This window comes from Cupriavidus sp. PET2-C1 (assembly GCF_054515855.1).
The window spans coordinates 223,383-248,706 of record NZ_JBTNRJ010000003.1 but is presented as its reverse complement, the minus strand read 5'-3'; the positions used below and the strand labels follow the sequence as shown (position 1 = coordinate 248,706).

The window sequence follows — 25,324 nt, the reverse complement described above, 5'->3', positions numbered from 1 at the left end:
ACCCCGCAAGCGTGCGGGTTCAATGCCCGCACCGAACGAGAACCGTACCTCAGAAGCCGCCATGAATCGAATCGTGAATCCGACGTCGGTGGAACCGTCCGCGCCACCCAACGCGGCAGCTGAAATGACCTCCCTAGCCGCATTGTCTCCGCGTCCCGGACTGTCAACGTCAACTCGCCTAAGCTTGCGCGTAGTCAAGTTCGCCAAGCAGGCGGGAATCGTCTTGGCGGCCTTGGCCTTGGTCGCTTGGCTCGCACTGAGTGTGCGTGCGGGCCTGGCGCGCAACGGCATTGGCTTCGACATGGGCTTCTTGAGGCAGGCAGCCAACTTCGATATCAGCGAGGGCTATATTGTCACGTGGAATGGGATACGCTCGTTCACCGCTGCCGATACCAACGCGCAAGCGTTGCTGGCCGGCTTCTACAACACCATCAAGACGGCCGCGGTGTCCATCGTCCTTGCTACGGTGCTCGGCCTACTGGTAGGCATGGCGCGTATCTCGCACAATTGGCTTGTTCGCCAGTTGAGCTTCGGCTTTGTTGAGTTGGCGCGCAACACGCCAATGCTCATCCAGTTGGTCTTCTGGTACTTCGCCGTGGTCTTGCAGATGCCCGCCCTGACAGACGCTTCGCGTTGGTTTGGTGGGATTCTGTTCAGCAAGCAGGGGCTTTACGTGCCGGCGGTAGCGCTGGCCGAACATGCGTCGAATGGTGCTCTGTGGAGCTTGTTTGCGGGCGCTGCCTTCTCGCTAGCGGCATTCGCTGCACGCAAGGTGCAGCGAATAGGGCATCTATTCCTCGCCTTGAGCGCAGCCGCAGTGGTTGCTGCCATCGCACAGGGCTTTCCGTTGACCGTTACCACCCCGCACGTTGATGGGTTCCTGGTGGTGGGCGGTGTGGGGGCCAGTCCTGAGTTCGCGGCATTGTTCCTTGGGCTCAGCGTCTACACCGCAGCATTCATTGCGGAAATCGTCCGCGGCGCCATATTGGCTTTGCCGAAAGGACAATGGGAAGCTGCGGCGGCACTGGGGCTGTCCAGGCGCTATGCCTTCCGGGACGTTGTCATTCCACAAGTGTTCCGCGTGGTGCTGCCCGCTTTCGGAAACCAGTACATCAGCCTGGCCAAGACCACCTCGCTCGGTATTGCCATCGGCTTCTCCGATCTCTTCAATGTCTATGGCACCGTAGCCAATACGTCTGGCCGCAATCTTGAAGGCGTGATCGTGGTGATGCTTGCCTATCTTGTGCTCAGTTGGACAATCAGTTTCGTGGTCAATTTTGTCAACAGACGACTTCTTCTGGCGGGAGCATCGCGATGACTGCTGCATTTCCGCGCTGGGTACGGCGCAACTTGTTGGCGACGCCCTTTGACACGGCGTTGTCGATCCTCTTCATTCCGCTGTGCCTGTGGATGCTGTTCAGTGTCGGCAACTGGGCCATCACCCAGGCGCAATGGCACGTGGTTGGCGACAATCTGCGCGTCCTCATGGTTGGCACCCTCCCCAGCGAGATGGCGATTCAGCCCTGGCTCGCCACCGGCATCCTCGCCTTGGTCAGCGGCATGACGGTCGCGCTGGTCACATGTGCGCGTCGCCGAGTGCTTGGCATTGGCGTAGACATCGCTGCGCTAGCAGCCGCGGGATGCGCGTTCACGGGCAGCTTTCAACTGGCATGCGCGCTGGGTTGCGTCGTCGTGGGTCTTGCAGGTTGGCTAGCCGTCGACGTCTGGCCATCACTGCGCAAGATGGTTGGTGTGGCCTGGCTGCTCGCCTTGCTCTCCATCGGCGCGTTGCTGGCGCCGGCCGGCACCGAGCATTGGGGCGGCTTGCTGATGGGGGTACTTTTTACATTGCTGGCCGCGATATTGAGCGTGCCGTTGGGCATCGGCCTGGCGCTTGGGCGCCGCAGCCGATTCGCAAGCGCACGCATTATCTGCACCGGCTACATCGAGGTGATGCGTTCACTGCCACTGATTCTGATCGTCTACTGGGTCTGGATCATTGCCCCGCTGGTGTCGCCACAGAATGCCATGCCGGACCTGGTGCGGGGGCTGCTTGGCTTCACGCTGTTCTTCGCGGCCTATGTTGCGGAGTACGTACGCAGCGGGCTGCAGAGCGTTCCGCGCGGGCAAATAGAGGCCGCTCAATCGCTGGGACTGTCGCCAGCGCAGATCAGCCGTGACGTGGTGCTGCCCCAAGCGTTCCGCGTCGTCATGCCAGCACTGGTCGGCAACGTGCTCGATATCTTCAACAACGTGCCTTTGCTATTCATCATCGGCCTGACGGATTTTCTTCGGGCCGGCCAGATGGTGCTAGTCAATCCACAGTCTGGCGGTCGGACCTACGAATTGTACGCCTTCATGTTTCTCGTCTATCTCGCTGTGGCTTCGGTGATCACATTCGGCGCGAGACGCCTGGAAGCGCGGATGGCAATTGGCCACCGCTAACCCAACATCCTTTAGGTATCCCATGAACAACATTGTCGAGATCGAGTCGGTCAAGAAATCCTTTGGCCCTGTTCAAGTCTTGCGTGGCGTTGACCTTTCGGTGGCAAGAGGCGAGGTACTCGTCATCATCGGCGCCAGCGGTTCAGGCAAGTCGACGTTGATACGGTGCGTGAACGGCCTCGAAGCGTTTCAGGAGGGGCGCATCGTTGTCGACGGGTGCGAAATGCCATGCGAGGCCGAGCGGGAACTCAGTGAAGACAAGCGCTTGAATGAGGTCCGCAAGGGCGTTGGCATGGTCTTCCAGCAATTCAACCTGTTTCCACACAAGACGGTGCTGGAGAACGTTTCGCTCGCGCCCATACGGGTGCGCGGCAAGAGCAAGGAAGCGGCCGAGGCGATGGGGCGTCGATTGCTCGAGCGCGTTGGCCTGAAGGACCACGCAACGAAGTTTCCCTCACAACTTTCTGGGGGGCAGCAGCAGCGCGTCGCCATCGCCAGAGCACTGGCAATGGAGCCGCACGTCATGCTGTTCGATGAGCCCACGTCGGCGCTCGATCCGGAAATGGTCGGGGAAGTGCTGGACGTCATGCGCGAGCTGGCGGCCGAAGGCATGACGATGATGATCGTGACCCACGAGATGGGCTTTGCGAGAGAGGTTGCCAATCGCGTCGTCTTTGTCGACCAGGGGAAGATCCTGGAGCAGGGGGCGCCTGAACAGATCTTCGACTCGCCCAAGGAGGAACGCACTCGGCTGTTCCTCTCCAGGGTACTCAAGCATTGAATGAACAACACACCGCAGACGAACTCCCCAAGGGATGAGATCGTCATCAAATGATCATGAAAGTTTCAGGAATGAACCCAATGGCTGCGACAATTGTCGACGACCAAAAGTCGACTGCACTCTGGCACAGGTTGACCGAGCAGGCCAAGACTTTGTCAAGAGCGTGCCCGAGCCTTGCCGAGACACTGGTGGCATCGATCCTCCAGCATCCGTCCTTCGCGAGCGCCCTCGGCGCGATGCTCGCACGGTCACTTGCCAACGTTACGCCGCCGGCGCTGCGCCTGGGTCCTCTTTTCGAGCAAGTGCTGCAGTCGCATCCGGAGATCGCGGTGTCGGCTGCATTGGATCTTGAGAAGCTGGAGGCGGTGAACCCAGCTTGCCCGGATCTTCTTACGGGCTTTCTTAGCTTCCGAGGTTTCCAAGGGCTGCAGCTATACCGGCTCAACCATGCCTTGCTGGGCGATGATCAGGAGGCGTTGGCAGTTCTCCTTCAGAACTGGGGCGCCATCCACTACGCCATGGACATCCATCCGGCCGCGCGCATTGGCGATGGCGTCTTTTTTGATCATGGCATGGGTATCGTGATCGGCTCGACCGCCGTCATCGAGGACGGCGTGAACATGTGGCACGGCGTTACCCTCGGCAGTACTCTGACCCAGGGCGGGGACCGCCATCCAAAAGTCCGCCGAAACGCTACCGTCTGCGCGGGTGCCACGGTGCTTGGCAACATCGAGATTGGCGAAGGCGCCATTATCGCCGCCGGCAGTGTGGTGTTGAAGCCTGTTGCGCCAGGCCGCGTGGTTGCCGGTGTTCCGGCCAGGGAGGTGGGAAGGGTGCCAGAGCGGCTCGATGCGATTGACGAGACCGTGAAACGCGCAACGACTGTCCAGGAGGGTTGAGATGGCTAACGTCAGATTTGGTATCGATCATCCGGTCGTTACCGTTCGCGACTTTGATCGCGTGCGCGAGCAGTTCAAGAACCTCGGATTCACGCCCAATCCCGTCGGGTATCACCCGTGGGGCACAACGCTGTCGCTGTTGATGTTCAAGGACAACTTCATCGAGATCATCGCCGTCAACGATCCCTCGAAGTTTGGAACGAATTCAGTCAATGGCTTCTGCTACGGCCGCAACGTCGGGAAATTCACCGACCGTGTCGAAGGGCTGGGGCTGGTGGCGTTGCATAGCAAAGATGCCCGCGCCGACCATGCAGCGCTTGTCGAAAGCGGCTTGCAATCGCAAGGCCTGATCGACTTCCGGCGCAACATGACAAAGCCGGATGGCACGCCGGACGTCGCCGTCGTCTCCTTAGGGCTCTTTCTGAACGAAGAGCAGCGCGACGTGTCGAATTTCATCTGCCACCAGCATCGGCCCGAACTGATTTGGGTGCCGGCATGGCAAGACCACCCCAACGGCGTGGTTGCCGTGACGGCCGTTACCTATCTGGCTGAGCGGCCGCGGGATCTGGCCCAGCGCTACATCGCTTTCTACGGCGAGGCGCGCGTTGCCCAGTCCAAGGACATCGTCGAAGCCGACACCGGCTGCGGCCTGATTCGCATCCTGTCACCGCGTGCGGCTGCAGACTACTACGGCTCCGTACCCATGCCGGATTGGAAGGGCGATACGCAACCGCATGGCATCGGCCTGACTGTCAAAAGCCAAGCCCCAGCGGTACTGGAGAGCCTTTGGCAGTCAAATGGCGTTGACGTCCTGCGAAGTGCCCGCGACACCTGGCTCATCTCGCCGGAACAATGCGGCAATGTCATCATGGAATTCGGCGCGTAGTGGACGGGCGGCAAACCGTCTCGACCCTCAATGCCGCGCCTGGCAACCGTCACCACATGTCGCAATGAGAGGGGCCGGAGTGTTGTCTTGCGGTCAACGGAAATTCACTTCCGATGCCGTTGCTTGGTAACGACGGCTCGTTCATCCTTCAGGCACGCTAGGTACTGATCAACGCATCGGAGAGTAATTCGTGGCAGTCAGTGTATTTGACCTTTTCAAGATCGGCATCGGGCCATCGAGTTCGCACACCGTGGGGCCCATGCGTGCCGCCCGGATGTTCACGCACGCCCTGCGTGGAGAGGCAGGCAGCAGCGAAGCTTGCCGTATCCGCGCTGAGATGTTTGGCTCGCTTGGGGCTACCGGCAAAGGACACGGCACCGACAAGGCCGTGCTGCTGGGCCTCGCTGGCCACGAACCTGACACGATCGACGTTGAACGGATACCCCGCTATCTCGAGGAAATCCGTGCGAGCGAATCGATCTCCTTGGAGGGGGGCACACGTCTCACATTCAAGGAAGAAGAAGACCTGATTTTCTATCGGCGTGAGACGCTGCCATTCCACGCCAACGGCATGCGCTTTACGGCGCTGTCTGGGGCCGGTGGCACAATTCTGGAGCGGACGTACTACTCTGTGGGCGGAGGCTTCATCGTCAGCGAACAGGTAGCCGTGGACGGAAGCAAGCAGAAGAGAGTCGCACCGGACGTGACTGTGCTGCCGGTCCCATTCCGCTCAGGACAGGAACTGCTGGCACAGGCGACTCACCTCGACTGCAGTATCGCAGAGGTTATGCGGCGCAACGAGCGGCACTGGCGATCAGATGCGCAGACACGAACCAGATTGCTGCACATATGGGCTGTCATGCGCGCTTGCATCGATCGTGGTTGCCGAACCGAGGGCGTGCTTCCGGGCGGGTTCAAGGTTCGGCGACGGGCGGCGGCCCTGGCCAAGCGCCTTGAATCGGGCGTTGGGCGCACCGACGATCCATTGGTGGTGATGGACTGGGTTAACATGTTCGCCTTGGCCGTGAACGAGGAGAACGCTGCTGGCGGCCGTGTCGTAACTGCGCCCACCAATGGTGCGGCGGGCATTATCCCTGCAGTGCTCAAGTACTACGTGCAGTTCGTGCCTGGCGCTTCCGACGATGGCATAGTTGACTTTCTTCTAACTGCGGCAGCGATCGGGATTCTGTATAAGGAGAATGCATCGATTTCGGGAGCTGAGGTCGGCTGCCAAGGAGAAGTGGGCGTGGCCTGTTCGATGGCGGCAGGGGCATTGTGCGCCGTGCTCGGCGGAAATCCCGAGCAGGTCGAGAACGCAGCCGAGATTGGCATGGAGCATCATCTTGGTCTGACGTGCGATCCGGTTGGTGGCCTGGTGCAGATACCGTGCATCGAGAGGAATGCCGTAGCCTCCGTTAAGGCGATCAACGCTGCCCGCATGGCGATGCACGGAGATGGCGCGCATCACGTGAGTCTGGACAAAGTCATCAAGACAATGCGCGAGACGGGCGCCGACATGCTGACCAAATACAAAGAGACTTCGCGTGGCGGCTTGGCAGTCAATATTGTCGAATGCTGACGGGCGAGATCGTTGAGGAGGTTGCTTCCGGTTCCTCTCGTTACCGGAAGATGCAAGGCTTCTTCAAAGCAACTCGCCAAGGCAGAGCCGGGTGGGCCACCCAGAACGGCACAAAGTGCTGCGGGCATCGAACAAGCCCATGCCCCTTCGCCCCGACAAGCTTGGCGCCGGGTGGGGAAGCATTGATCAAGTAACGTGCACCAATAGCAAGCGCCAGTTAGCAGAAATTCAACGACGTCGTCAATGTCAATCAGTGCGCATCGAGCTCTGCGAAGTACAGTTTTGCCACTCGCGTGGCATCGCTACCTGCTGGGATGCCGCAGGACATCGATGCGTGCAGGAAGATCTCAGCGATCTCGGCTCGAGCGAGCCCGATGTTCAATGCTGCGCGGACGTGCATCTTTAGCTCACCGGTGCGACCTCGGACCGTCAGGATTGACAGCACACCGATGTTTCGTGCGTGGTGATCCAGGGCCGGGCCGACTCCAGATGTCACCCCACAGGTTCTGGATTGCAAACTCGCGCATAGGCTCGCTGAAAGTATCGGTTCGAGACATAGATACGCGAGAATGCAGCTTCGAGTCATTGGTGGAGCGGCTGGTCGGTAAGCTCGATGCAATCGGATCCTACATCTATGGTGAGCTAGTGCGGGGCAACTTGGCAGAACTTGTGCTCGTTGATCCGTCCGACGAGCGGGTTTTGTTCGAAAATTCGGATGCATCGAGTTCGGGTGTGGGTGCCGCGTTGTTGAGCCGACACCACAAGGGGCAGGCGATCTGGCCTTCCTTGTCGCCAGCGTAGGGGGGAAGTCCTCGCAGCACTCGGACGGTTGATTCTGCGCGATGCCCAGTTTCCTGACCCCGCCCGCAGGCTTTGGGATGTCCACCTCTCGCACTTCCTGCGGGATGTATTGGCTGGTCAGCAGCGCCGCCTTGACACTCGGCCAGTGTACCTTCAGCCAGTCGCGCAACGCCGTTACCGCTCACTTCTTCGACCACGGCGTAGCCCCATTCGCGAAGCTCTCTCAACGAAAGCTGCAGTCTGTCGTCCTTCAAACGCTAGCTCGGGCTGTCTATGCCGCGCTTGCCGCCACGCCGCCATCTCGTAGGCAAGGTCCTCTGTGTCGGAGCAAGAGCAGAAGTCGTGACTGGCCATGTCTTTTCAGTTGGCGTCGATTTCTGCAAAGAGTTGCTTGGCCACGCGCGTGGCTTCGCTACCTGCGGGAATGCCGCAATACATCGATGCCTGCAGGAAAATTTCGCCGATTTCGGCGCGCGTTACGCCGTTGTTCAATGCGGCGCGGATGTGCGTCTTCAGCTCGCCGGTGCGGCCTTGGGCCGTCAGAATCGACAGAACGCCGATGCTCCGGGCTCGGCGGTCCAGGCCAGGGCGATTCCAGATGTCGCCCCACAGGTTCTTGATGGCGAACTCGCGCATCGGTTCGCTGAAAGCGTCGGTGCCCTTGGTCGAAGCGACGACATATTCCTCACCCAGTACTTCACAGCGAATCTGCTCACCCTTGTCAAATAGTTCCTTGCTCACGCTTGCTCCCTTTGCATTGGATGTCCCGGCGGCGGATGCCAGCCGACGTCACAAAGTCTGCGGCGAGCCGACGTAGAAGGAAAGATGCCTGCGCAGTTCTCATGTTCACGAAAAGTGATACCTGCCGCCGTCTGAGCCCGGTGAGAACTTGAAGTGAACATGAGAACAGAATTTGCATCTTCTGCGGGAGCCGAGCCACTCATAGACTAGCTTCACATCGGCGGGCCGGACTGACCGGCTGCCCCTCTCGGAAGGTCAATGACCATGGAAAACTCTTCGTCGGAATTCAATTCGCTGGTGGCTTCTCTAATCGGTGCTGAAGCGATTGGTTCCTACATTGCCGGCGAAATGGTGTCGGGTGATGGTGCAGAACTGCCGTTGGTCGACCCCGCCAGCGAGCAGACGTTGCTGCAGTTCGCCGATACCAATGCCGAGATCGTCCGCGCAGCCATTGTGAGCTGCCAATCCGGGCACAATCAATGGGCCGACTTTTCTGCTCAACGCCGCGGCGAAGTGCTGGCACAGCTCGGCAGGTTGATTCAGCGGGATGCTGAGCCGCTGGCTCGTCTGGAAGCCATCACCAGCGGTAAGGCAATTAAGGCGGCACGTGCCCAGGTTTCTGCTGTAGTGGAGATTTTCCGCTACTACTCGGGCTGGACTGACAAGTTTCTTGGCAACGTCATCCCAGTGCCGGGCGGCCAGCTGAATTACACGCTGCGTCAGCCCCTGGGCGTTGTTCTGGCCATCACGCCTTGGAACTCTCCAATCTATCTTGCGGCTTGGAACGTGGCTCCAGCCCTAGCGATGGGAAACAGCGTACTGCTCAAACCGTCTGAAGTCACTCCGTTGACGGCGCTGGCCATGGCTAAGCTGGCTCTTGAGGCCGGAATGCCCGACGGGACGCTGAATGTCGTCAATGGGTTGGGAAAGACGATTGGTGACGTTGCAATCTCCAATCCCATTGTCAAGAAGGTGGTGTTCGTGGGTTCTACCCAGACTGGGCGAGCGGTGAACGCGGCTGCGGCACAACGACCAATTTCCTGCTTGCTGGAACTGGGTGGAAAGTCGGCCAATATCGTGTTCGACGATGCAAACCTGGCTCGGGCTGCTCGCGCCGCGGTTGTCGCCGCATGCGCGAACACAGGCCAGAACTGCGCCGCTGGCTCCCGCTTGTTGGTGCAGCGACGCATCTACGACCAATTTGTCGACGCCGTGGCGCATGCAACTGTCGAATTTCGGATCGGTCATCCGCTCGATGAGTCGGCCGATGGTGGCCCCATCAATAATCGCGCTCAGTTCGACCGTATCAACCGCATGGTGGAGATGGGGATTTCGGAGGGCGCAAAACTGGTCACAGGCGGCGTTAGCGAGGTCACTGGCCAAGGCTACTACGTCAAGCCTACCGTGCTCAAGCATGTCAACAATGCCATGCGGATTGCCCGTGAAGAGGTATTCGGACCTGTTGTGGTGGCCATTCCGTTCGACACCGAGGCTGAGGCGATTGCCATTGCCAACGACAGTGAGTTTGCACTGGCCGGCGCAGTCTGGACGCGGGATGTGGCGCGTGCCCATCGCGTTGTGGCGCAAGTCAACGCGGGACTGCTTTGGGTAAACATGTATCGCGACATGCACGTCGCTACGCCATTCGGCGGCAATGACAGCAGCGGCTATGGCCGCTCCAGTGGTGCCGAATGCCTCTATGAGTACACCAAGACGAAGAGCGTCTGGGTGCCGATTGCAGAAGGCTGCTGAACGTAGCTCCTCGTACTTCTTATTCTCCTACTAGGTCTTACCATGGATAACTTCAAGACGGTTGGTGTGATTGGCCTCGGCAATATGGGCCGCGGCATGGCCCTGACGCTGCAACGCTCGGGTTATGCCGTCCTCGGCCTCGACAAGTCGGAGCAGGTCTGTGCGATGGCACGCGAAGCCGGTATCCCGCTGGCGGCGAGCTTGCCTGAGCTGGCCAAAGCATGCTCGACCGTCGTACTGTCTTTGCCCACCTCGGCTATCGTTCGCGCGGTGCTGGAAGGTGAGGACGGTTTGCTGGCCAATGCAGCCGCGGGCACGCTCTTGATTGATACGACGACTGCCGACCCGCAAATTACGCGCGAACTGGCCGCTGTGTTGGAGGAGAAGGGACTCCGCTACGTCGATGCGCCGGTAAGCGGCGGTCCGACGGGTGCCATGAAGGGCGAGCTCACCATGTTCATTGGCGGTTCCGAGGAGGACGTGGCCTTCGCAGATCCAGTTCTGTCGGCACTGGGAACGAAGCGCTTCCATATCGGTGGTGTCAGCGCCGGCCATGTTGCGAAGCTCATCAACAACCTGCTGACGGCTTCGCACCTGGTTACGGCAAGTGAGGCCTTCCGTTTGGCCAACGCTGCGGGAATCTCCACTGACCAACTGATTGAGGCCGTCAATGCCGGCTCGGGGCGCAGTGGCGTGACGCTCTTCAATTACCCGAGCCGCATTCTGAACAACACATACAGCTCGGGCTTCACGATGCAACTGATGCGCAAGGACGTGAATCTTGCCGTCTCGTTGGGGGATTCGCTTGGTCTGAGCCTGCCGACCGTGGCTGTCATTGGTGACATCTGGAAGTCGAGCGCCTCTGCTCTGGCCGACGGAGAGGATTTCAACCGTATCGTTAACTTCCAACTCGACAAGTCGCCGGCCAAGGGCTGAGTGTCCTGAGGCATTCGCTTCCGAAAAGGTGCATGCCTCGCATTGGTTTTTGCTTTAGCGCCGTATCCATATAGAGGTGCGTAATCACCCGGGGATACGGCTTCGATTCCCAGCGTCTCTTTCCACAAACCACCGTCTGGCCATGCCGGACGGCGAACCCTGAAGCTCATATGCAATCACCATCCCATTGAGGAGTGAAAGATGTCGTTCCCACGGATTCTCGTTTCCTGTATTGGCCTTTCCATTGCGATGCTGTCGAGCGGCGCTGCGTTGGCAGAGTATCCCGACCGTCCTATCCGCCTCGTGGTCCCGTTTCCTCCGGGCGGCAGCGTCGATTCCGTGGCACGTCTGGTGTCTGTGCAGCTGAGCGAGCGCCTCAAAGAGCAGGTGGTAATTGACTACAAGCCAGGCGCGGCCACGATTGTCGGGGCGGAGACCGTCGCACGTTCGGCCCCTGATGGATACACGTTGCTGCTGGGCACCTCCACGACTTTCGTGGTGAACCCGATTATCTATCCCAAACTGAACTACAACCCGGACACTAGTTTCGAACCAATCGGCATGCTGGGCAGCAATTCCCTGGTACTGCTGGCGAACAATGGCGTAGCGGCGCAGACGCTGCCGCAATTACTATCCGACATCAAAGCAAAGCCATCGACCTATTCGTATGGCTCGCATGGGACCGGCTCCACGGTCAATTTTGCTGGTGAAATGTTGTGGAATGCCGCAGGCGTAAAGGTGTTGCATGTGCCGTACAAGGGCAGCGCTCCTGCCATGACAGACGTGATGGGTGGGCAAATTCCCCTGAGCTTCGATGCAGTGCCCGCGTCGGTGGCAGCCGTGAAGGGGGGAAAGGTTCGGGCGCTTGCCGTAACTGGGCCGAAGCGTAACCCCATGCTCCCCAACGTGCCGACGGTCTCGGAGAGCGGATTTCCGGGCTTCCGCATGGATTCGTGGTTTGCCATTGTGGCGCCCAAAGGGGTTCCTGCTGCAGCAAAGCAAAAACTTGTGACGGAGCTGGCGAAGACCATGGCGGCCCCGGCTTTGCTGGACAAACTGGTGCATCTTGGTTTTGAACCAGAGTATGGTGCCCCGGCGAAGTACATTGGAGCTGTCAAGGCGGATACCACCAAGCTTACGCCCGTGGCTAAGGCCAATAACATGATGCAGAACTGACCAACAGGTCGTCTCTTTGCCGTCCGGGCGTGGACGGCCCGTCTCCACAGCCAAACGAGTTCGATATGTCCCGTTCAGCCGCCCTTGAATCCGCGGTCAATCATCTGGAATCCGGCCAGCTTTTTGCTGACCTTTCCCGACGTGTTTCCATTCGTTCCGAAAGCGATGTGGGTGCGGACCCTGCGACGCTAGGGCACTATTTCGATGTCGAAATTGTGCCGTGGCTTCAGCGTCTCGGTTTTGACGTGTCAGTGGCTCCCAACCCGGTTGCCAAGGGCGGTCCGTTTCTCGTCGGCCGTCGTATTGAAGACCCAGCGCTGCTGACAGTGCTGACTTACGGGCACGGTGATGTGGTGAACGGGCAAGAGGCGAGCTGGCGAAAGGGCTCCGGACCCTGGACGCTTGCAGTCGAGGAAGACCGTTGGTATGGCCGCGGGACCGCCGATAATAAAGGGCAACACAGCATCAATCTCGCGGGCCTTGAATGCGCCCTGGCGGCACGGAACGGCAAGCTCGGTTACAACGTGATTGTGCTGATGGAAATGGGTGAGGAGGCAGGCTCTCCGGGGCTGAGCGAGTTCTGCGAAGCCAATGCCGCTCAGCTGGATGCCGACCTCTTCATTGGCTGCGACGGCCCTCGAGTCAGCGCGGAACAGCCTACATTATTTCTCGGCTCAAGAGGGATGGTCAATTTCAGCCTGTCCGTCCAAGCCCGCGAACGAGCGTACCACTCCGGCAACTGGGGCGGCGCGATTTCCAATCCGGCAACAGTTCTGGCCAACGCCATTTCGACAATCGTCGACGCAAGCGGGAAGATGCTGGTGCCTGAGTTGCTCCCCCCCGCAGTTTCCCCTGCAGTTAAGGCCGCGTTGGCCGATATTGAACTGGGCGGAGGAAAGGATGACCCTCCATTTACGCCAGGTTGGGGCGAACCAGGACTATCGCCAGCTGAGCGGCTGGTGGCGTGGAACACAATGGAAGTGCTCGCTCTTGGCGCTGGCTCGGCACAACGGCCAGTCAATGCGATTCCGTCCGCAGCCGTGGCGCATTGTCAGTTGCGATTCGTGGTCGGCACACCGTGGCAGGGCCTTGAACCGATTCTACGGAGCCACCTTGACGCACGCGGCTTCGCGGGCGTTGCTATCCAGGTGACGATGAGTGGGGCCGCGACGCGCCTGGATGTTGACCATCCGTGGGTGAAGTGGGTGGCTGGCTCCATCGAATTGAGTACGGGCACGCTTCCGGCGATTCTTCCGAACCTCGCCGGTACGCTGCCGAATGACGTCTTTGCTGACGTGCTCGGCCTCCCGACTATCTGGGTGCCTCATTCATACCCCGCTTGCGCACAGCATGGGCCGGATGAACACATGCTTACCAGCGTGACGCGCGAAGGACTGGAGATAATGACAGGGCTCTATTGGGACCTTGGTGAAGAGGCGGGTCTTCCAAGGCGGTAACTGAGGCGTAGTTCCCTGGGATTGACAGGGGATAGTGAAAGGTGTTCACTTGATGAGGTTGAGCACTTCGAGAGATCCCCTGCCATGACGTTGGACCAGCTTCGAGCTTTTGTCGCCGTCGTTGAGCACGGCAGTATTCGTGCGGCAGCCAGATCGCTGGACCTGGCACAAAGCGGCCTCACACAGCAGATTAAGAGGTTGGAGGCGTCGCTCGGCGCCAGCCTGTTCGCGCGAGGAAACCGCGGCATAGTGCTGACGGGACCTGGCGAAGCGCTGTTGGCGCGCTCACGCATTATTCTCGGTGAGTGCGAGCGAACGGAACAGGAGTTCCAGAGCTTCCAGGGTAATCCGGTCGGTTCAATGAATGTCGGCGTGTCGTCTGAAGCCTTCGCACGCGTCGTTCCTCCTGTTCTACGAGCATTCCGTCAGAGATTTCCGTCTTTCTCCGTCCATCTGGCGAGCGGCCCCTCAAGCTCACTGTTGTCTGGCATTCGAGAAGGACGGCTCGATTTTGCGTTGACGCTCGTATCGCGCAAAACCGACATGACGGACCTGACAAGTACAAGGCTGACCAAGTCCGACCCTGTCATCGTGTGCAGGCTCGGACATCCAAAGGAAAAGGCGCGGAGTATCAAGGCTCTGGTGTACTGTGAGTGGGTCAACACGAGGCCACCAGGACAGGCTGGGCTACCATCTAACCGCCTCGTCGACTTGTTTCACAACGCAGGGCTTGAGACGCCGAACATCGTCGTGACTGTGGAGTCGCTCTACGACACGTTAAATCTCGTGTCACGGACAGACTTGTTGTTTCTCGCTCCCAGAATTGCTCTCGAACAGGAGGGATTTATGGACGCACTGAGGGAAATCCGCATTGCTGAGGCCATACCCGCTGCGGACCTATGTCTTGTGCAGCGTACTGCAGTGCCGTTGCCTCCTATCACGGGGGAGTTTGCCAAAATGTTGATTTCCTATAGCCGGATGCTTCGAAAGGGGGCGGCGGAGGGTAGCGCTTGACTTGGAGTTTCCGTTCCGATGGCTTTGTCACGTTGGTGATCCGCTCGCGTAAGATGTCGCGATGACGAAGGCGAAATCTCTCCATCATGGCCACCGCTTCCCGGCGGCGATCATTAGCTGCGCGGTGTGCTGGTGCTTCCGTTTCAATCTGAGCCTGCGAGACATTGAGGAACTGCTGTTCGAGCGCGGTGTGGTTGTGACTTACCATTCGCCGACGGTGTGACAAATTTGGCGCCGGCTATGCTCATCGCGTCAAGGCCGCACGGCGCGGGCCGGGCAGGACGTGGCACCTGGATGAAATGTTCGTGCCGTTGCGCGGCGAGCCCTATCTGCTGTGGCGGGCAGTCGACGAGCATGGCGCCGAACTCGACATCCTGCTGCAGAAGCGGCGCGGCAAGGCCACGGCCAAACGTTTCTTCCTGCGCGTGCTGCGTTCATACCCGACCCCGCGCAAGATCGTCACCGACCAGTTGCACAGCTACCCGGCCGCCATGGCCGACATCCCAGAACTGGCCAGCGTCAAGCACGTGCTCGTGAAGGCCGCCGCCCGCGTGAGCAATCGGGCCGAGAACAGCCACCAGCCGACTCGCGAACGGGAGCGGCGCATGCGTGGGTTTCGCGACTCGAAGCGCACGCAGGCCTTCCTGTTGAGCTTTGGTCCGATCCGGCAGCATTTCGAGCTCAAGCGTCATTTGCTGCGCGGTTCACTCTATCGCAAACAGCTCGCTGCGAGATTCGCTATCTGGCACGAATTCACTGAAGCGGCCCAAAATCCGTCAACCGCTTCCTGAGCAGTGGGGCAACCTGCCACTGCGTTGTCTCCCTTTCGGCAAGTTGACAGAGCCGCCGTGTGCGTCGAATGTCGGGCCGTGCGGCAGATCCGCGCCATCGAGCTTGGCAACTGTTTCGCCTTCGCCGAGCGAGGGGTCTGCGCGCAGGGGCAATAGGACATGAAATACCCGGCAGGTACTGTGGCGACGTCGCGTTCGTGCATTGGCTTGAACTTGAGCGCTCAAGCGCAAAATCGGCCGACAAAGGGTCGGTCGATTTCAATTGGCAGAGGATTGGCGGCGTAAGCTCAATCGACGGCAGCTACTGCGGGGGCGGTCTTCCGACCCCGACTGACTGGCTAGTCGTGTGCGGAGAGCATGGCGGCGGGGATTCGCGCATCATGGCCGACGTGTGCCAGAGGATCGTCAACAGCGGCCACTTCGCAGGCGCCGACTTCTCGCTGCCAGATCGGTACATCCAAAGCAACGTGACCGATGGAACCAACCCGGGCAATGCGCAGATATGGCGTCAGATCAACACGTCACATCACATTACGTAAGTCGTGACTGGCGTAGCGAAGGTCCGGGGCAGTCATATCGCGCCATCGCCTTCAAAGCCCGCAATACTAGAAGGAGCCTTATTCACGCCGGGCGAGTAAGGTCATGTCGCATCTTCACAGCGCCGATGCGAACCACCTCAATGGGGTCATAAGCTGCCAAGTATCACAACCTCATTACGTGGCAACGGCGATTGAAACGGCTGCGTGCCCCGATCCTGCGCTAGCAGGCTGCTGAAGTATTCCCCGCGCAATCGGAATGCTCTCCGCCTATGCGGGCGAGCACTGTCTGGTTTCACAATCCGGAAGCCTTCCAGTTGAAACCGACCCGCCAGCCCGTCGCTGAACTACGGCTGGCGGGTCGGCCCATGGCGGCTTCCCGCCCGAAATTGCGTGCCTATCCTGCGTCGGAAACTCGGTGGTACTTACCTGATCGGGAAATGTGGTCGCTCGCGTTCAGTCCTACTTATCCTACGTAGGCAACGCACAAGTCCTCGACGTAGACTTCACGCGCACTGGTCCTTGCTAGGCTATGACCCACCTAGGACCATCGCGCGGCTCAAGTCCGCGCGCTGAGCATATCCCGAGTTTCCAGGCTACCGCCACCCAGTACTTCTCAGCATGACCTTGCAGAATCAGAATCCCGCATCGGCATTCGCAGACCTTCTTCAGGAGGTACACGCGTTGAGCCGACATCTGGAACACCGTGCAACACAGGCGGCAAGATGTGGCAATTCGACAGCGTACCCGGAGATGCTGTGCGCCGTGATCGACGAACAATTGCGCACCAGGGTGACAAGAGATCGCATCCTATGCTACGCGGCAGCCGCAGAACTCGGGGTCAAAGTTGATCTGGCCCCGGAGCGCTGTGAGACGATCATGGCAGGAGATGCTGGGCGTCCATTGCGAGTATTGTTCTGGGCAGCCTACCGGCGCATGCGGTCCAGAACCCAATGGCGACATGAACGAACACTAGCTCAATAGGCGCTTACGGCGCCGCGCTGACTATTACCTGCGCGATGAAAGTCCAAACTCTACCGACGACGGCTGCCTGAGCCACGTAGTCCATCGTATCTGCCCGCGCCACCAACAGCGTTGGTGAGTATTTCGGCACTTTTCATGACAAGGCTGAAGTTCGCCGGGAGACGGGACTTCATGCACGCATGCGTACTCGACCCCAAGGGGAATCGCGCGCGAGTCGCCAACTGACTAGCGGGCGGGTCCGTGGAGCCTGAGAACGCTGGGCAATGCACCACCGGCCAACTGACGTTCCGACGGCGTCATATCAGGCGACATCTAACCCTCACCTCGATGTCCATCCGCCAGATTCGCCCCCCCCCCCCCCGGCCACTGGTCCACTGTGCAAAACATCGGAAAGCGGCCACGCGAATCCCTATTAATCGTACATATCGCGCTAGGCGATCTGGCAATAAGCTTGTGTCATATCGGAATGGGTACGGTCACTTAACGCTGAACATCAAGGCCACCCCCATACAACTCAACTTACTCGCAAAAAAGCAAGACGCCGGAGCGTGACCATGCCGCAAAACCACCTAGATCACTTGAGCACTATTGTCGGCGCGGCCAATTTGCTGGTTGGTCCCGATGCCGAGCCCTACGCAATCGACTACCGGCGTGTCTACCGCGGCAAGGCACTGGCGGTGGCACGGCCGGGCAGCACGACCGAAGTCAGCGCAGTCATGGCTTATTGCTATGAGCAGGGCATCTCCGTCGTGCCACAAGGCGGCAACACTTCGCTGCTGGGCGGCAGCGTGCCGGATGCCAGTGGCCAGTCCTTAATCCTCAGCCTGGCGCGCCTGAACCGCGTGCGCTCCGTGGACGCCGTCAACGCCACCATGGTGCTCGAGGCCGGGGTGACCCTGCACCGAGCACGCGGTGTCGCGGAGGAGGCAGGAAGCCTGTTCCCGCTGCGTATCGGCTCGGAAGGCAGCTGCCAGATTGGCGGCAACCTCTCTACGAACGCCGGCGGCACGGCGGTGCTTCGCTACGGCAACATGCGTGATCTGGTGCTCGGGCTGGAGGTAGTACTTCCCAATGGCGAGATCTGGGATGGGCTGCGCGCCTTGCGCAAGGACAACGCGGGCTACGACCTCAAGCACCTGTTCATCGGCACCGAAGGCACGCTGGGGATCATAACGGCAGCCGTGCTCAAGCTCTTTCCCCGTCCCCGCTCGGTATCCATGGCCTTCCTCGGCGTCCCCGACCCGGCGGCAGCACTTTCCCTGTTCGGCTACCTCCGCGCGCGGCTCGGCAATGACGTCACCGCCTTCGAACTGATCTCCGCCGATGCGATGGACCTGGTGCTGGCGCATCTCGGCCGGCAGGCCTCGCCCTTGCCGAGCACGCATGGTTGGTACGTGCTGGTCGAATCCTCGACGACCGACGACCAGGCAAGCGCGGACGACGCCTTCTGCGCCGCGCTTGCCGACGCAAGCGAACATGGCTGGATCGCCGACGCGGCGCTCGCTTCCAGCGATCGGCAGGCTGCCGACTTCTGGCTGATCCGCGAGGAGATTTCCGATGCGCAGACGCAGGCGCGCGGCAGCGTGCGCTGCGACGTCTCCGTGCCGCTATCGAGCATCCCCGGATTCATCGCGTCCACCACCACTGCGGTGTTGAACCAAGCACCCGGCACCCGGATGATCGTCTACGGGCACATGGGTGACGGCAACGTCCACTTCAACCCGCTGCGCCCGGCTCAGACGGAGGCCGAAGCCTACCTGCAGGTCCACGGCGGCGCCATCACGCGCATCATCGACGACGCCGCCACCGCGCTTGCTGGTTCGATCTCCGCCGAGCATGGCGTGGGCGTGGCCAAGCGCGACGAACTGCTGGCGGTACGCAGCCGCACCGAACTCGAGCTCGCATGGAAGGTCAAGCGTGCGCTCGATCCCCGCAACTTGCTCAACCCCGGCAAGGTGCTGCCGGCCCTGGACAGCGCCGCCAAGACCGCCGCATAGCCGGCCGACGCTCCCTCGCCTATCGTCCAGACCCATTGAGAGAAGACCGACCATGTCGAATACACGATCGCTTGTCGAGCAAGACTGCGCCCATTGGGTGCATCCCGTCACCCCGCTGCGCCAACACGAAGCGCGCGGCGCACGCATCTGGCAATCCGCCGAAGGTGTTCACCTGATCGACACTGAAGGCCGCCGAGTACAGGATGCCTTCTCGGGGCTGTGGTGCGTAAATGCCGGCTATGGCCAGGCGTCGCTGGTCGAAGCCGCAACGCGGCAGTTGGAAAAATTGCCATATGCCACCGGCTACTTCCACTTTGCGAGCGAGCCGGCCATACGTCTTGCCGCGCGGCTGGCCGAACTAGCGCCGAAAGGCCTGAGCCGGGTACTGTTCGGTCAGGGGGGCTCCGATGCCGTCGATACGGCAATCCGTGTCGTGCGCTACTTTTTCAACGCCACTGGCCGGCCCGAGAAGAAGCATTTCATTGGGCTGCAGCGTGGCTACCACGGCAGCTCCACCACTGGCAGCGGCCTGACCGCGCTACCGCTGTTCCATCGCTACTTCGACGTGCCGGCCGCGAACCAGCACCACATTCCCTCGCCGTACCCCTATCGCCATCCGGACGGCCCTGATCCGGCAGCCGTACTGGACAGCACAGTCCGTGCGCTGGAGGCCAAGGTGGAGGAGATCGGCGCGCAACGCGTAGCTGCCTTCATCTGTGAACCCATCCAGGGTTCGGGCGGCGTGATTGTGCCTCCGCCCGGCTTCCTGCGCACGGTGCGGGCCACCTGCGACCGTCTCGGCATCCTGCTGATCGTCGACGAGGTCATCACCGGCTTCGGTCGCACCGGTCCGTTGTTCGCCTGCGAGAGAGAAGGCGTGAGCCCGGACATCCTGACGCTCGCCAAGGGCCTGACCTCCGGCTACGCGCCCATGAGCGCAACCCTGATCAACGACCGGATATACAGTGCCATCGCCGACGGAGGCGAAGGTCAAGCCTTCGGCCACGGCCAGACCTACTCCGGCCATCCGGTCAGTGCCGCCGTTGCCAACGCCGCACTCGACCTTTACCTCGACGGGGGCCTGCTCGACAACGGTGTACGGATCGGCGAGTACTTCCTCGATCAGCTCAAGGCACTTGAGGTGCTGCCCTATGTGGGCGAGGTGCGCGGACGCGGCATGTTGGCGGCCGTAGAACTGGTGACCGACAAGACCACCAAGCAAAAGCCATCGAAAGACCATCGACTCGGCGAACGCGTATTGACTCACGCGCTCGAGGAAGGCCTGGTTTTCCGCGCCTTCTCCGACGACATTCTCGGATTCGCTCCGGCCCTGAACTACACCAAGGCCGACGTGGATACACTGATCCAAATCCTGCGATTCTCCCTCGACAAAGCAGTCGCAGACACTCTCTAACCAGGAGCCACCATGAAACTCAAAGACTTCAAAGTACTGACCTTCGACTGCTACGGCACGTTGATCGACTGGGAGACCGGCATCTTCAACGGCCTGCGGCCGCTGATCGAGAAGGCCGGCCTGACCGCCAAGTCACGTGACGAGATCCTGGAGGTCTACGCGAAACATGAAGCCGACCAAGAGATCCTGACACCGGCCCTGGCCTACTCGGTGCTGCTGGGCGTGGTGTACCGCCGCCTCGCCAACACCTGGAACGTGGGCGTGACCGACGAGGAAGCCAACATTTTTGGCGCATCGGTGCACGACTGGCCCGAATTCCCCGATTCGGTGGAAGCCCTGCGCTACCTCAAGCAGCATTTCAAGCTGGTGATCCTGTCCAACGTCGACCGCGTCTCCTTCCGCGCCAGCAATGCACGGCTGGGCGTGGAGTTCGATGCGATCTACAGCGCCCAGGACATTGGCTCGTACAAGCCGAGTCCGCGCAATTTTGAATACATGCTTGCGCGTTTGAAGCAGGATCACGGCCTCGAGAAGGCAGACATTCTGCACACGGCGCAGAGCCTGTTCCACGACCACGCGCCTGCCAACGGCTTTGGCCTGGCCTCGGCCTGGATCGACCGCCGCCACGCCGACAAGGGCTGGGGTGCGACCATGCCTCCCCCGGGCACGCCCAAGTATGACTTCCGCTTCGAGAGCATGGCCGCGCTGGCACGTGCGCATCAGGAAGAACTGAAGGGCTGAAGGGCTTTCCCTCGCGCGCCTGCCGACGGCTCATGCAATCGGCGGGCGCCGCGGCGGCGGCCGCGGCCGCCTCACCAGGATTTCGACATGATCAAACTAACGGACCCGGCACTGCTGTGCCAGCAAGCATTTATCGGCGGTGAGTGGGCAAATGCCCGCTCCGGCCAAACACTCGACGTAGTCGATCCCGCCTCCGGAGCTACGCTGGGTACCATCCCCGACTGCGACGAGCAGGACACCCGCGCCGCCATCGAGGCTGCGAATCGCGCCTTGCCCGCCTGGAGCGCGCTGACCACCCACGAGCGGGCGGCCAAGCTGCGCAAGTGGCACGACTTGATGCTGGCGCACGTCGACGATCTGGCGCTGCTGATGACCCTGGAACAAGGCAAGCCGCTGGCGGAGTCCCGCGGCGAGATTCTGTACGGCGCGTCGTTCGTTCAGTGGTTCGCCGAGGAAGGTATCCGTGCCTACGGCGAAACCATCCCGGCTACGCAGGCGGGTCGCCGGATCCTCGTGCGCAAGGTGCCGGTGGGCGTCTGTGCGGCCATTACCCCTTGGAACTTCCCCAATGCCATGATCACCCGCAAGCTGGCACCGGCACTGGCCGCCGGCTGCACCGTGGTGGTCAAGCCCTCGGAGCTGACGCCATACTCGGCGCTGGCATTGGCGGAACTCGGCAAGCGCGCCGGCTTCCCCGCCGGCGTGCTCAACATCGTAACTGGCCGGCCGCAAGCCATCGGCGGCGAACTTACCGCCAACCCCATCGTACGCAAGCTGACGTTCACCGGCTCGACCCATGTCGGCAAGCTGCTGCTGCGCCAGTGCGCGGACACCGTCAAGCGCGTGAGCATGGAGCTCGGAGGCAATGCCCCGGTGATCGTGTTCGACGACGCGGACCTCGACGCCGCCGTGGCCGGCGTGATGGCCAGCAAGTTCCGCAACAGCGGCCAGACCTGCGTCTGCGCCAATCGGATCTACGTGCAGGCGGGAGTCTACGATCAGTTCATCGCTCGCCTGGTGGAGAACGTGAAGAAGCTGCACGTCGGAGTTGGTACCGAGGCGGGCGTGACGATCGGCCCGCTGATCAACAAGGCAGCGCTGGACAAAGTGAAGAACCACGTCAGCGACGCAGTTGCGAAGGGCGCACAGGTCATGCTGGGTGGCAAATCAACGGGGTGCGGTGAGCAGTTCTTCCAGCCGACCGTGGTCGCTGGCGCCACCGACGAGATGCTGGTGGCCAGCGAGGAGACCTTCGGTCCGGTGGCGGCACTCTTCCGCTTCGACAGCGAGGCTGAAGTGATCCGCCGCGCCAACGACACGCCGTACGGCCTCGCCGCCTATCTGTTCTCGCGCGATCTGAACCGCGTGTTCCGTGTCGGCGAAGCACTGGAGTACGGCATGGTCGGCATCAATACCGGCGTGATTTCGTCGGCGGTGGCACCCTTCGGCGGCGTCAAGGAATCGGGGCTGGGCCGCGAAGGTTCGCACCACGGCATCGACGAGTTCCTGGAATCGCAGACCCTGCATTTCGAGATCGGCTGATACCGGCTTGAAACCATGCACTATGGCTTAGGCCATAGTGCATTCAGTGAACTTAGAACACCTTGCTGCCGTTCGGCACACTGCCATCCACCGTCAACAGATTCACCACCGACGGCTCGGACTCCACCCCCATCACAAGCACTTGGGACAGGAAACCGGCGATTCGGCGCTCCCCAAGGTTGGTGGCACAGACCACAGCCCTGCCGACCAGTTCCTCGGCCTGGTAGCGATTCACATACTGCCCACTCGACGTCATCGTCCCGAGCTCCCCCAGATCGATCCACATCTTGTAGGCCGGGTTGCGGGCCTTCTCGTTCAGTTCGACGCGAACGATCGTGCCGACACGCATGTCGACGGACGCAAATGCTTCATATGCACTCATGCATGACTCCTGGTCGTTGAGATTCAATGAGATGGCCGATGCGATCGCGCACCGAGCCAGAGGATGGCAAGGCCATGCCACAGAGGGCATGCGCTCTATTCTTCGGAAAGCCGATACAGGGCAACCGCCACCTGCAGCTCGAACCGGTTTCCCTGGTCCTCCAGCGGAGTACCCAGCAGCGTTTCGATGCGTTCCACGCGGTAGCGCAGCGTACTGATGTGTATGCCGAGTCGACGGGCGGTGTTTGCCAGCTGGAATCCCTCCGCGCAGAGTACCTCGAGCGTCTCCAACAGCGACTCATTCTTCTTGTCCGCCATCAGCGGACCCAGCTTGCTACCGATGAACAGCTCACGCGCGCCTGCATCGCCCATCAGCGCCCGGGGAAACATCACTTCCTGGAAGTGATGCAGCTTGCCAGACTTGAGCAGCGGCAGGAGTGACTGCACGTCCTTGCCGCCCTGGGCCATACCAGCCACACCGCTATGCGAGCGGCTCACAGCCAGCGCCGCACCACGGCTGCCCAGCACGCGCCACAGGGGTTCCAATTCAAACTGTGATGACAGCAGGAAGGTGATCTGGTTCAGCGATACGAGGATCAAAGGTGGCTCGCCAAGACCATCAAGATACTTGCGCAAGCGCTCAACCCAGCGCTCACGGCGCAAAAACCCCTCCCGTGAGAGCGGCAGTGGTTCGTCAAGCAATACAAGGCAGACTCGGTACTCGCCTGCTGGATTCCATCCACCCACGCGGGCACGCTCGAGTGCCGAAGGGGTTTCCTCGAACTTGCCTTCGAGCAACGTGCCGACGAGCGCATAGCCGAGGCGCTCTTCCTGAAGATGCAATGCCCGCATATGCGCGAGATGCAGCGCGCCGATGATGGAAGCACGCTCCGCCGCTCGAATCTCCAGTTCGCCAAGCGGACTGTCGCCTTCGTCGACGAACACGATGGCAGCCATCTCTCCGCGGATCCGGATCGGGCAGCCGAGCCTGCGCGGCATGCCGGTCTCCGACTGCGCATCGATCAGGACCGGGCTCACGCTGTCCAGTATCTGGCGCAGGATGAGACGATTGTTCAGCGCGCGGAAATAGGTGCGCTCCTTCTTTGCCAGCGCGCCATCACTCTGTTCGTTTTCACTCGACCCCAGGAGCAGGCCGTCGGTATCGACAAAATTGACCTTGCGGTCCAATAGATTGCCCAGCGCGTGCGCCAGGTCGCCAAGCGTGTTGGCCATCACCGCGGCGTCTGTCAGCGCGCGGTGAATTTCGTCCGAGCGTTCGATCAGCTCGCTTTGGCGGCGAATGATGCTGGAGTGGATTTCCTCTGTAATCGCGCTGAACGGAATCGCCCAGTCGAGTTCGAGAAGCGGCAGCCCAACTTCGTTGGCGGCCTCCACGGACCCTTCGGGGAAGTGCTCGAGGAAATTCGGCACAGCCAGCACGACCCCCGCCAGATCCCGCTCGCGCAACGCGTGGATCAGTGCCCGGGCCGATGCCTCGTCGCGCGGCCAGTTATAGCCGGTGGTCAGCAACAACTGTCCGCCCTGAACCCATGCGACGATGTCTGGGTGGTCCACCATATGGACCCAGCGGATCTCGTTCGTGAGGGCGCCTTGTCCTGCCACCACGCGTGCGCTGCGCAGAACTGTCGAAACTAGTGCCGTCGAGATGTCCATGATTTTCGTGAGCGGGCGAGTCTATCGCGGCGGCGCCGCTATCAAAAACACACTGCGGATCAACCGTGTCGCGAGTTTCCCAACGCAATTCACAGCATGGCCAGCGCAAAGGACCGCATGTCCGGGAACTCCGCGTCCGGAACCGCGTTGGCCTTGGGCACCGCGCCGAATCCTGGCTTGCCGACACGACGATTGATCCATACCGTCTGCAGGCCCAGCGCCTGCGCCGGGACGTGATCGTGAAAGAGACTCTGCGCGACGTGGAGAATCTGCGACCGCGGTGTCTCGATACGGCCGAGCGCCACGTGGAAATTGTTTAGCGAGGGCTTGTAGCTGCGCGCCTGCTGCGCGGTGATGACATGGTCGAATTCGATTCCCAGGCGCTTGTTGGACAACGCAAAGAACTCATCGTCACCGTTGGTGATGACAGCGAGTCGGAAGCGCCGCTGCAGCGCTACCAGCGCGTCATGGGAATCCGGGAAAACAGGCCAGTCACCCACGGAATGCGAGAATGCGTCCAGCTCGACCTCGTTGGGCTCGAAACCCAGGTCCCCGGCAATGCGCCGTAACGCCTCTTCGAGGATCTCTCGATAAGTCATGTAGGGGCCGGCTTCCAGGGCGGACTCGTGCCAGGCATAGCGCTCCAGCATGTCGTCATCCCCGATCGAGTGCCCCCGGTCACGCAGGATTGGGCCGAGCGCGTTGCAGATGCCCCGCTCCCAATCGATCAGCGTGCCGTAGACGTCGATCGTCAGTACTGTCTTGCCGGCGAACTTTGCCGCAATCTCGCTTTCCAT

The 25,324-nt window shown here is 60.8% G+C and carries 21 protein-coding genes and 2 pseudogenes; 17 read left to right on the top strand and 6 right to left on the bottom strand.

The window, feature by feature from the left end; translation table 11 throughout:
• The first annotated feature begins 61 nt into the window (after positions 1-61).
• The 6 genes from ACX12D_RS34855 (at position 62) to ACX12D_RS34830 (ending at position 6,590) form a co-directional block, all read left to right on the top strand.
• A complete protein-coding gene (locus tag ACX12D_RS34855) occupies positions 62-1,318 on the top strand; it encodes an ABC transporter permease subunit (RefSeq protein ID WP_459377202.1) in 1,257 nt (418 codons plus the stop codon).
• The gene (locus tag ACX12D_RS34850; protein WP_459377201.1) at positions 1,315-2,445 is read left to right on the top strand and encodes an amino acid ABC transporter permease; all 1,131 of its coding nucleotides are present in this window, start codon (positions 1,315-1,317) and stop codon (positions 2,443-2,445) included. Before ACX12D_RS34855 ends, ACX12D_RS34850 begins: the two co-directional genes overlap by 4 nt.
• A 22-nt stretch (positions 2,446-2,467) precedes the next feature.
• Entirely contained in the window at positions 2,468-3,226 is a 759-nt protein-coding gene (locus ACX12D_RS34845; protein ID WP_459377200.1) for an amino acid ABC transporter ATP-binding protein, read from the top strand.
• Positions 3,227-3,276: 50 nt separating this feature from the next.
• Complete coding sequence (gene epsC / locus ACX12D_RS34840) at positions 3,277-4,125, top strand: serine O-acetyltransferase EpsC (RefSeq protein ID WP_459377199.1); 849 nt, start codon at positions 3,277-3,279, stop codon at positions 4,123-4,125.
• Between the two features lies 1 nt (position 4,126).
• On the top strand, positions 4,127-5,011 hold the full coding sequence (locus ACX12D_RS34835; protein ID WP_459377198.1) for a VOC family protein: 885 nt from the start codon (positions 4,127-4,129) through the stop codon (positions 5,009-5,011).
• 190 nt (positions 5,012-5,201) lie between these two features.
• A complete protein-coding gene (locus ACX12D_RS34830) occupies positions 5,202-6,590 on the top strand; it encodes an L-serine ammonia-lyase (RefSeq protein ID WP_459377197.1) in 1,389 nt (462 codons plus the stop codon).
• A 250-nt stretch (positions 6,591-6,840) separates the two neighbouring features.
• On the opposite strand, the gene ACX12D_RS34825 is transcribed toward ACX12D_RS34830, so the two are convergent.
• The 3 genes and pseudogenes from ACX12D_RS34825 to ACX12D_RS34815 all read right to left on the bottom strand — a co-directional run bounded on the left by ACX12D_RS34825 (position 6,841) and on the right by ACX12D_RS34815 (position 8,132).
• On the bottom strand, positions 6,841-7,176 hold the full coding sequence (locus tag ACX12D_RS34825) for a carboxymuconolactone decarboxylase family protein (RefSeq protein WP_459377196.1): 336 nt from the start codon (positions 7,174-7,176) through the stop codon (positions 6,841-6,843).
• A gap of 255 nt (positions 7,177-7,431) precedes the next feature.
• Positions 7,432-7,569: pseudogene (locus ACX12D_RS34820) on the bottom strand (group II intron reverse transcriptase/maturase); the annotation flags it as partial.
• A 182-nt stretch (positions 7,570-7,751) separates the two neighbouring features.
• Positions 7,752-8,132, bottom strand: coding sequence for a carboxymuconolactone decarboxylase family protein (locus ACX12D_RS34815; protein ID WP_459377195.1), 381 nt, complete (start codon positions 8,130-8,132; stop codon positions 7,752-7,754).
• Between the two features lie 258 nt (positions 8,133-8,390).
• On the opposite strand from ACX12D_RS34815, the gene ACX12D_RS34810 reads away from it, so the two are divergent.
• The 11 genes and pseudogenes from ACX12D_RS34810 (at position 8,391) to ACX12D_RS34760 (ending at position 22,472) form a co-directional block, all read left to right on the top strand.
• Positions 8,391-9,884, top strand: coding sequence for an aldehyde dehydrogenase family protein (locus ACX12D_RS34810; protein ID WP_459377194.1), 1,494 nt, complete (start codon positions 8,391-8,393; stop codon positions 9,882-9,884).
• 42 nt (positions 9,885-9,926) lie between these two features.
• On the top strand, positions 9,927-10,820 hold the full coding sequence (locus ACX12D_RS34805) for an NAD(P)-dependent oxidoreductase (protein ID WP_459377193.1): 894 nt from the start codon (positions 9,927-9,929) through the stop codon (positions 10,818-10,820).
• 201 nt (positions 10,821-11,021) lie between these two features.
• Positions 11,022-11,996: a Bug family tripartite tricarboxylate transporter substrate binding protein gene (locus ACX12D_RS34800; RefSeq protein ID WP_459377192.1), complete on the top strand. Its 975-nt coding sequence runs from the start codon at positions 11,022-11,024 to the stop codon at positions 11,994-11,996.
• Positions 11,997-12,061: 65 nt separating this feature from the next.
• On the top strand, positions 12,062-13,453 hold the full coding sequence (locus ACX12D_RS34795) for a M20 family metallopeptidase (protein ID WP_459377191.1): 1,392 nt from the start codon (positions 12,062-12,064) through the stop codon (positions 13,451-13,453).
• Between the two features lie 84 nt (positions 13,454-13,537).
• Entirely contained in the window at positions 13,538-14,467 is a 930-nt protein-coding gene (locus ACX12D_RS34790; protein ID WP_459377190.1) for a LysR substrate-binding domain-containing protein, read from the top strand.
• Positions 14,468-14,528: 61 nt separating this feature from the next.
• Positions 14,529-15,258 (top strand): annotated as a pseudogene (locus tag ACX12D_RS34785) (IS6 family transposase).
• Positions 15,259-15,455: 197 nt separating this feature from the next.
• Positions 15,456-15,797: a beta family protein gene (locus ACX12D_RS34780; protein WP_459377189.1), complete on the top strand. Its 342-nt coding sequence runs from the start codon at positions 15,456-15,458 to the stop codon at positions 15,795-15,797.
• A gap of 1,535 nt (positions 15,798-17,332) precedes the next feature.
• Positions 17,333-18,775 (top strand): FAD-binding oxidoreductase, encoded by a 1,443-nt coding sequence (locus ACX12D_RS34775; RefSeq protein ID WP_459377188.1) that lies wholly within the window; start codon positions 17,333-17,335, stop codon positions 18,773-18,775.
• A 52-nt stretch (positions 18,776-18,827) separates the two neighbouring features.
• Positions 18,828-20,189 (top strand): aminotransferase class III-fold pyridoxal phosphate-dependent enzyme, encoded by a 1,362-nt coding sequence (locus tag ACX12D_RS34770; RefSeq protein ID WP_459377187.1) that lies wholly within the window; start codon positions 18,828-18,830, stop codon positions 20,187-20,189.
• A 12-nt stretch (positions 20,190-20,201) separates the two neighbouring features.
• On the top strand, positions 20,202-20,930 hold the full coding sequence (locus ACX12D_RS34765; RefSeq protein WP_459377186.1) for a haloacid dehalogenase type II: 729 nt from the start codon (positions 20,202-20,204) through the stop codon (positions 20,928-20,930).
• Between the two features lie 87 nt (positions 20,931-21,017).
• The gene (locus tag ACX12D_RS34760) at positions 21,018-22,472 is read left to right on the top strand and encodes an NAD-dependent succinate-semialdehyde dehydrogenase (RefSeq protein WP_459377185.1); all 1,455 of its coding nucleotides are present in this window, start codon (positions 21,018-21,020) and stop codon (positions 22,470-22,472) included.
• Positions 22,473-22,524: 52 nt separating this feature from the next.
• Here ACX12D_RS34760 and ACX12D_RS34755 read toward each other — a convergent pair whose 3' ends face one another.
• From ACX12D_RS34755 to ACX12D_RS34745, 3 genes are all read right to left on the bottom strand, one after another.
• Positions 22,525-22,854: a tRNA-binding protein gene (locus ACX12D_RS34755; RefSeq protein ID WP_459377184.1), complete on the bottom strand. Its 330-nt coding sequence runs from the start codon at positions 22,852-22,854 to the stop codon at positions 22,525-22,527.
• A 95-nt stretch (positions 22,855-22,949) separates the two neighbouring features.
• Positions 22,950-24,527, bottom strand: a complete 1,578-nt coding sequence (locus ACX12D_RS34750) for a PucR family transcriptional regulator (RefSeq protein WP_459377183.1) — start codon at positions 24,525-24,527, stop codon at positions 22,950-22,952.
• Between the two features lie 89 nt (positions 24,528-24,616).
• A complete protein-coding gene (locus ACX12D_RS34745) occupies positions 24,617-25,324 on the bottom strand; it encodes a haloacid dehalogenase type II (protein ID WP_459377182.1) in 708 nt (235 codons plus the stop codon).

Bases quoted from the DNA above. Each gene is read 5' to 3' on its own strand.
- ACX12D_RS34855 (WP_459377202.1), top strand. From the start codon at position 62: ATGAATCGAATCGTGAATCCGACGTCGGTGGAACCGTCCGCGCCACCC.
- ACX12D_RS34850 (WP_459377201.1), top strand. From the start codon at position 1,315: ATGACTGCTGCATTTCCGCGCTGGGTACGGCGCAACTTGTTGGCGACG.
- ACX12D_RS34845 (WP_459377200.1), top strand. From the start codon at position 2,468: ATGAACAACATTGTCGAGATCGAGTCGGTCAAGAAATCCTTTGGCCCT.
- epsC (WP_459377199.1), top strand. From the start codon at position 3,277: ATGATCATGAAAGTTTCAGGAATGAACCCAATGGCTGCGACAATTGTC.
- ACX12D_RS34835 (WP_459377198.1), top strand. From the start codon at position 4,127: ATGGCTAACGTCAGATTTGGTATCGATCATCCGGTCGTTACCGTTCGC.
- ACX12D_RS34825 (WP_459377196.1), bottom strand. From the start codon at position 7,176: ATGACTCGAAGCTGCATTCTCGCGTATCTATGTCTCGAACCGATACTT.
- ACX12D_RS34810 (WP_459377194.1), top strand. From the start codon at position 8,391: ATGACCATGGAAAACTCTTCGTCGGAATTCAATTCGCTGGTGGCTTCT.
- ACX12D_RS34805 (WP_459377193.1), top strand. From the start codon at position 9,927: ATGGATAACTTCAAGACGGTTGGTGTGATTGGCCTCGGCAATATGGGC.
- ACX12D_RS34800 (WP_459377192.1), top strand. From the start codon at position 11,022: ATGTCGTTCCCACGGATTCTCGTTTCCTGTATTGGCCTTTCCATTGCG.
- ACX12D_RS34795 (WP_459377191.1), top strand. From the start codon at position 12,062: ATGTCCCGTTCAGCCGCCCTTGAATCCGCGGTCAATCATCTGGAATCC.
- ACX12D_RS34790 (WP_459377190.1), top strand. From the start codon at position 13,538: ATGACGTTGGACCAGCTTCGAGCTTTTGTCGCCGTCGTTGAGCACGGC.
- ACX12D_RS34775 (WP_459377188.1), top strand. From the start codon at position 17,333: ATGCCGCAAAACCACCTAGATCACTTGAGCACTATTGTCGGCGCGGCC.
- ACX12D_RS34770 (WP_459377187.1), top strand. From the start codon at position 18,828: ATGTCGAATACACGATCGCTTGTCGAGCAAGACTGCGCCCATTGGGTG.
- ACX12D_RS34765 (WP_459377186.1), top strand. From the start codon at position 20,202: ATGAAACTCAAAGACTTCAAAGTACTGACCTTCGACTGCTACGGCACG.
- ACX12D_RS34760 (WP_459377185.1), top strand. From the start codon at position 21,018: ATGATCAAACTAACGGACCCGGCACTGCTGTGCCAGCAAGCATTTATC.
- ACX12D_RS34755 (WP_459377184.1), bottom strand. From the start codon at position 22,854: ATGAGTGCATATGAAGCATTTGCGTCCGTCGACATGCGTGTCGGCACG.
- ACX12D_RS34750 (WP_459377183.1), bottom strand. From the start codon at position 24,527: ATGGACATCTCGACGGCACTAGTTTCGACAGTTCTGCGCAGCGCACGC.
- ACX12D_RS34745 (WP_459377182.1), bottom strand. From the start codon at position 25,324: ATGGAAAGCGAGATTGCGGCAAAGTTCGCCGGCAAGACAGTACTGACG.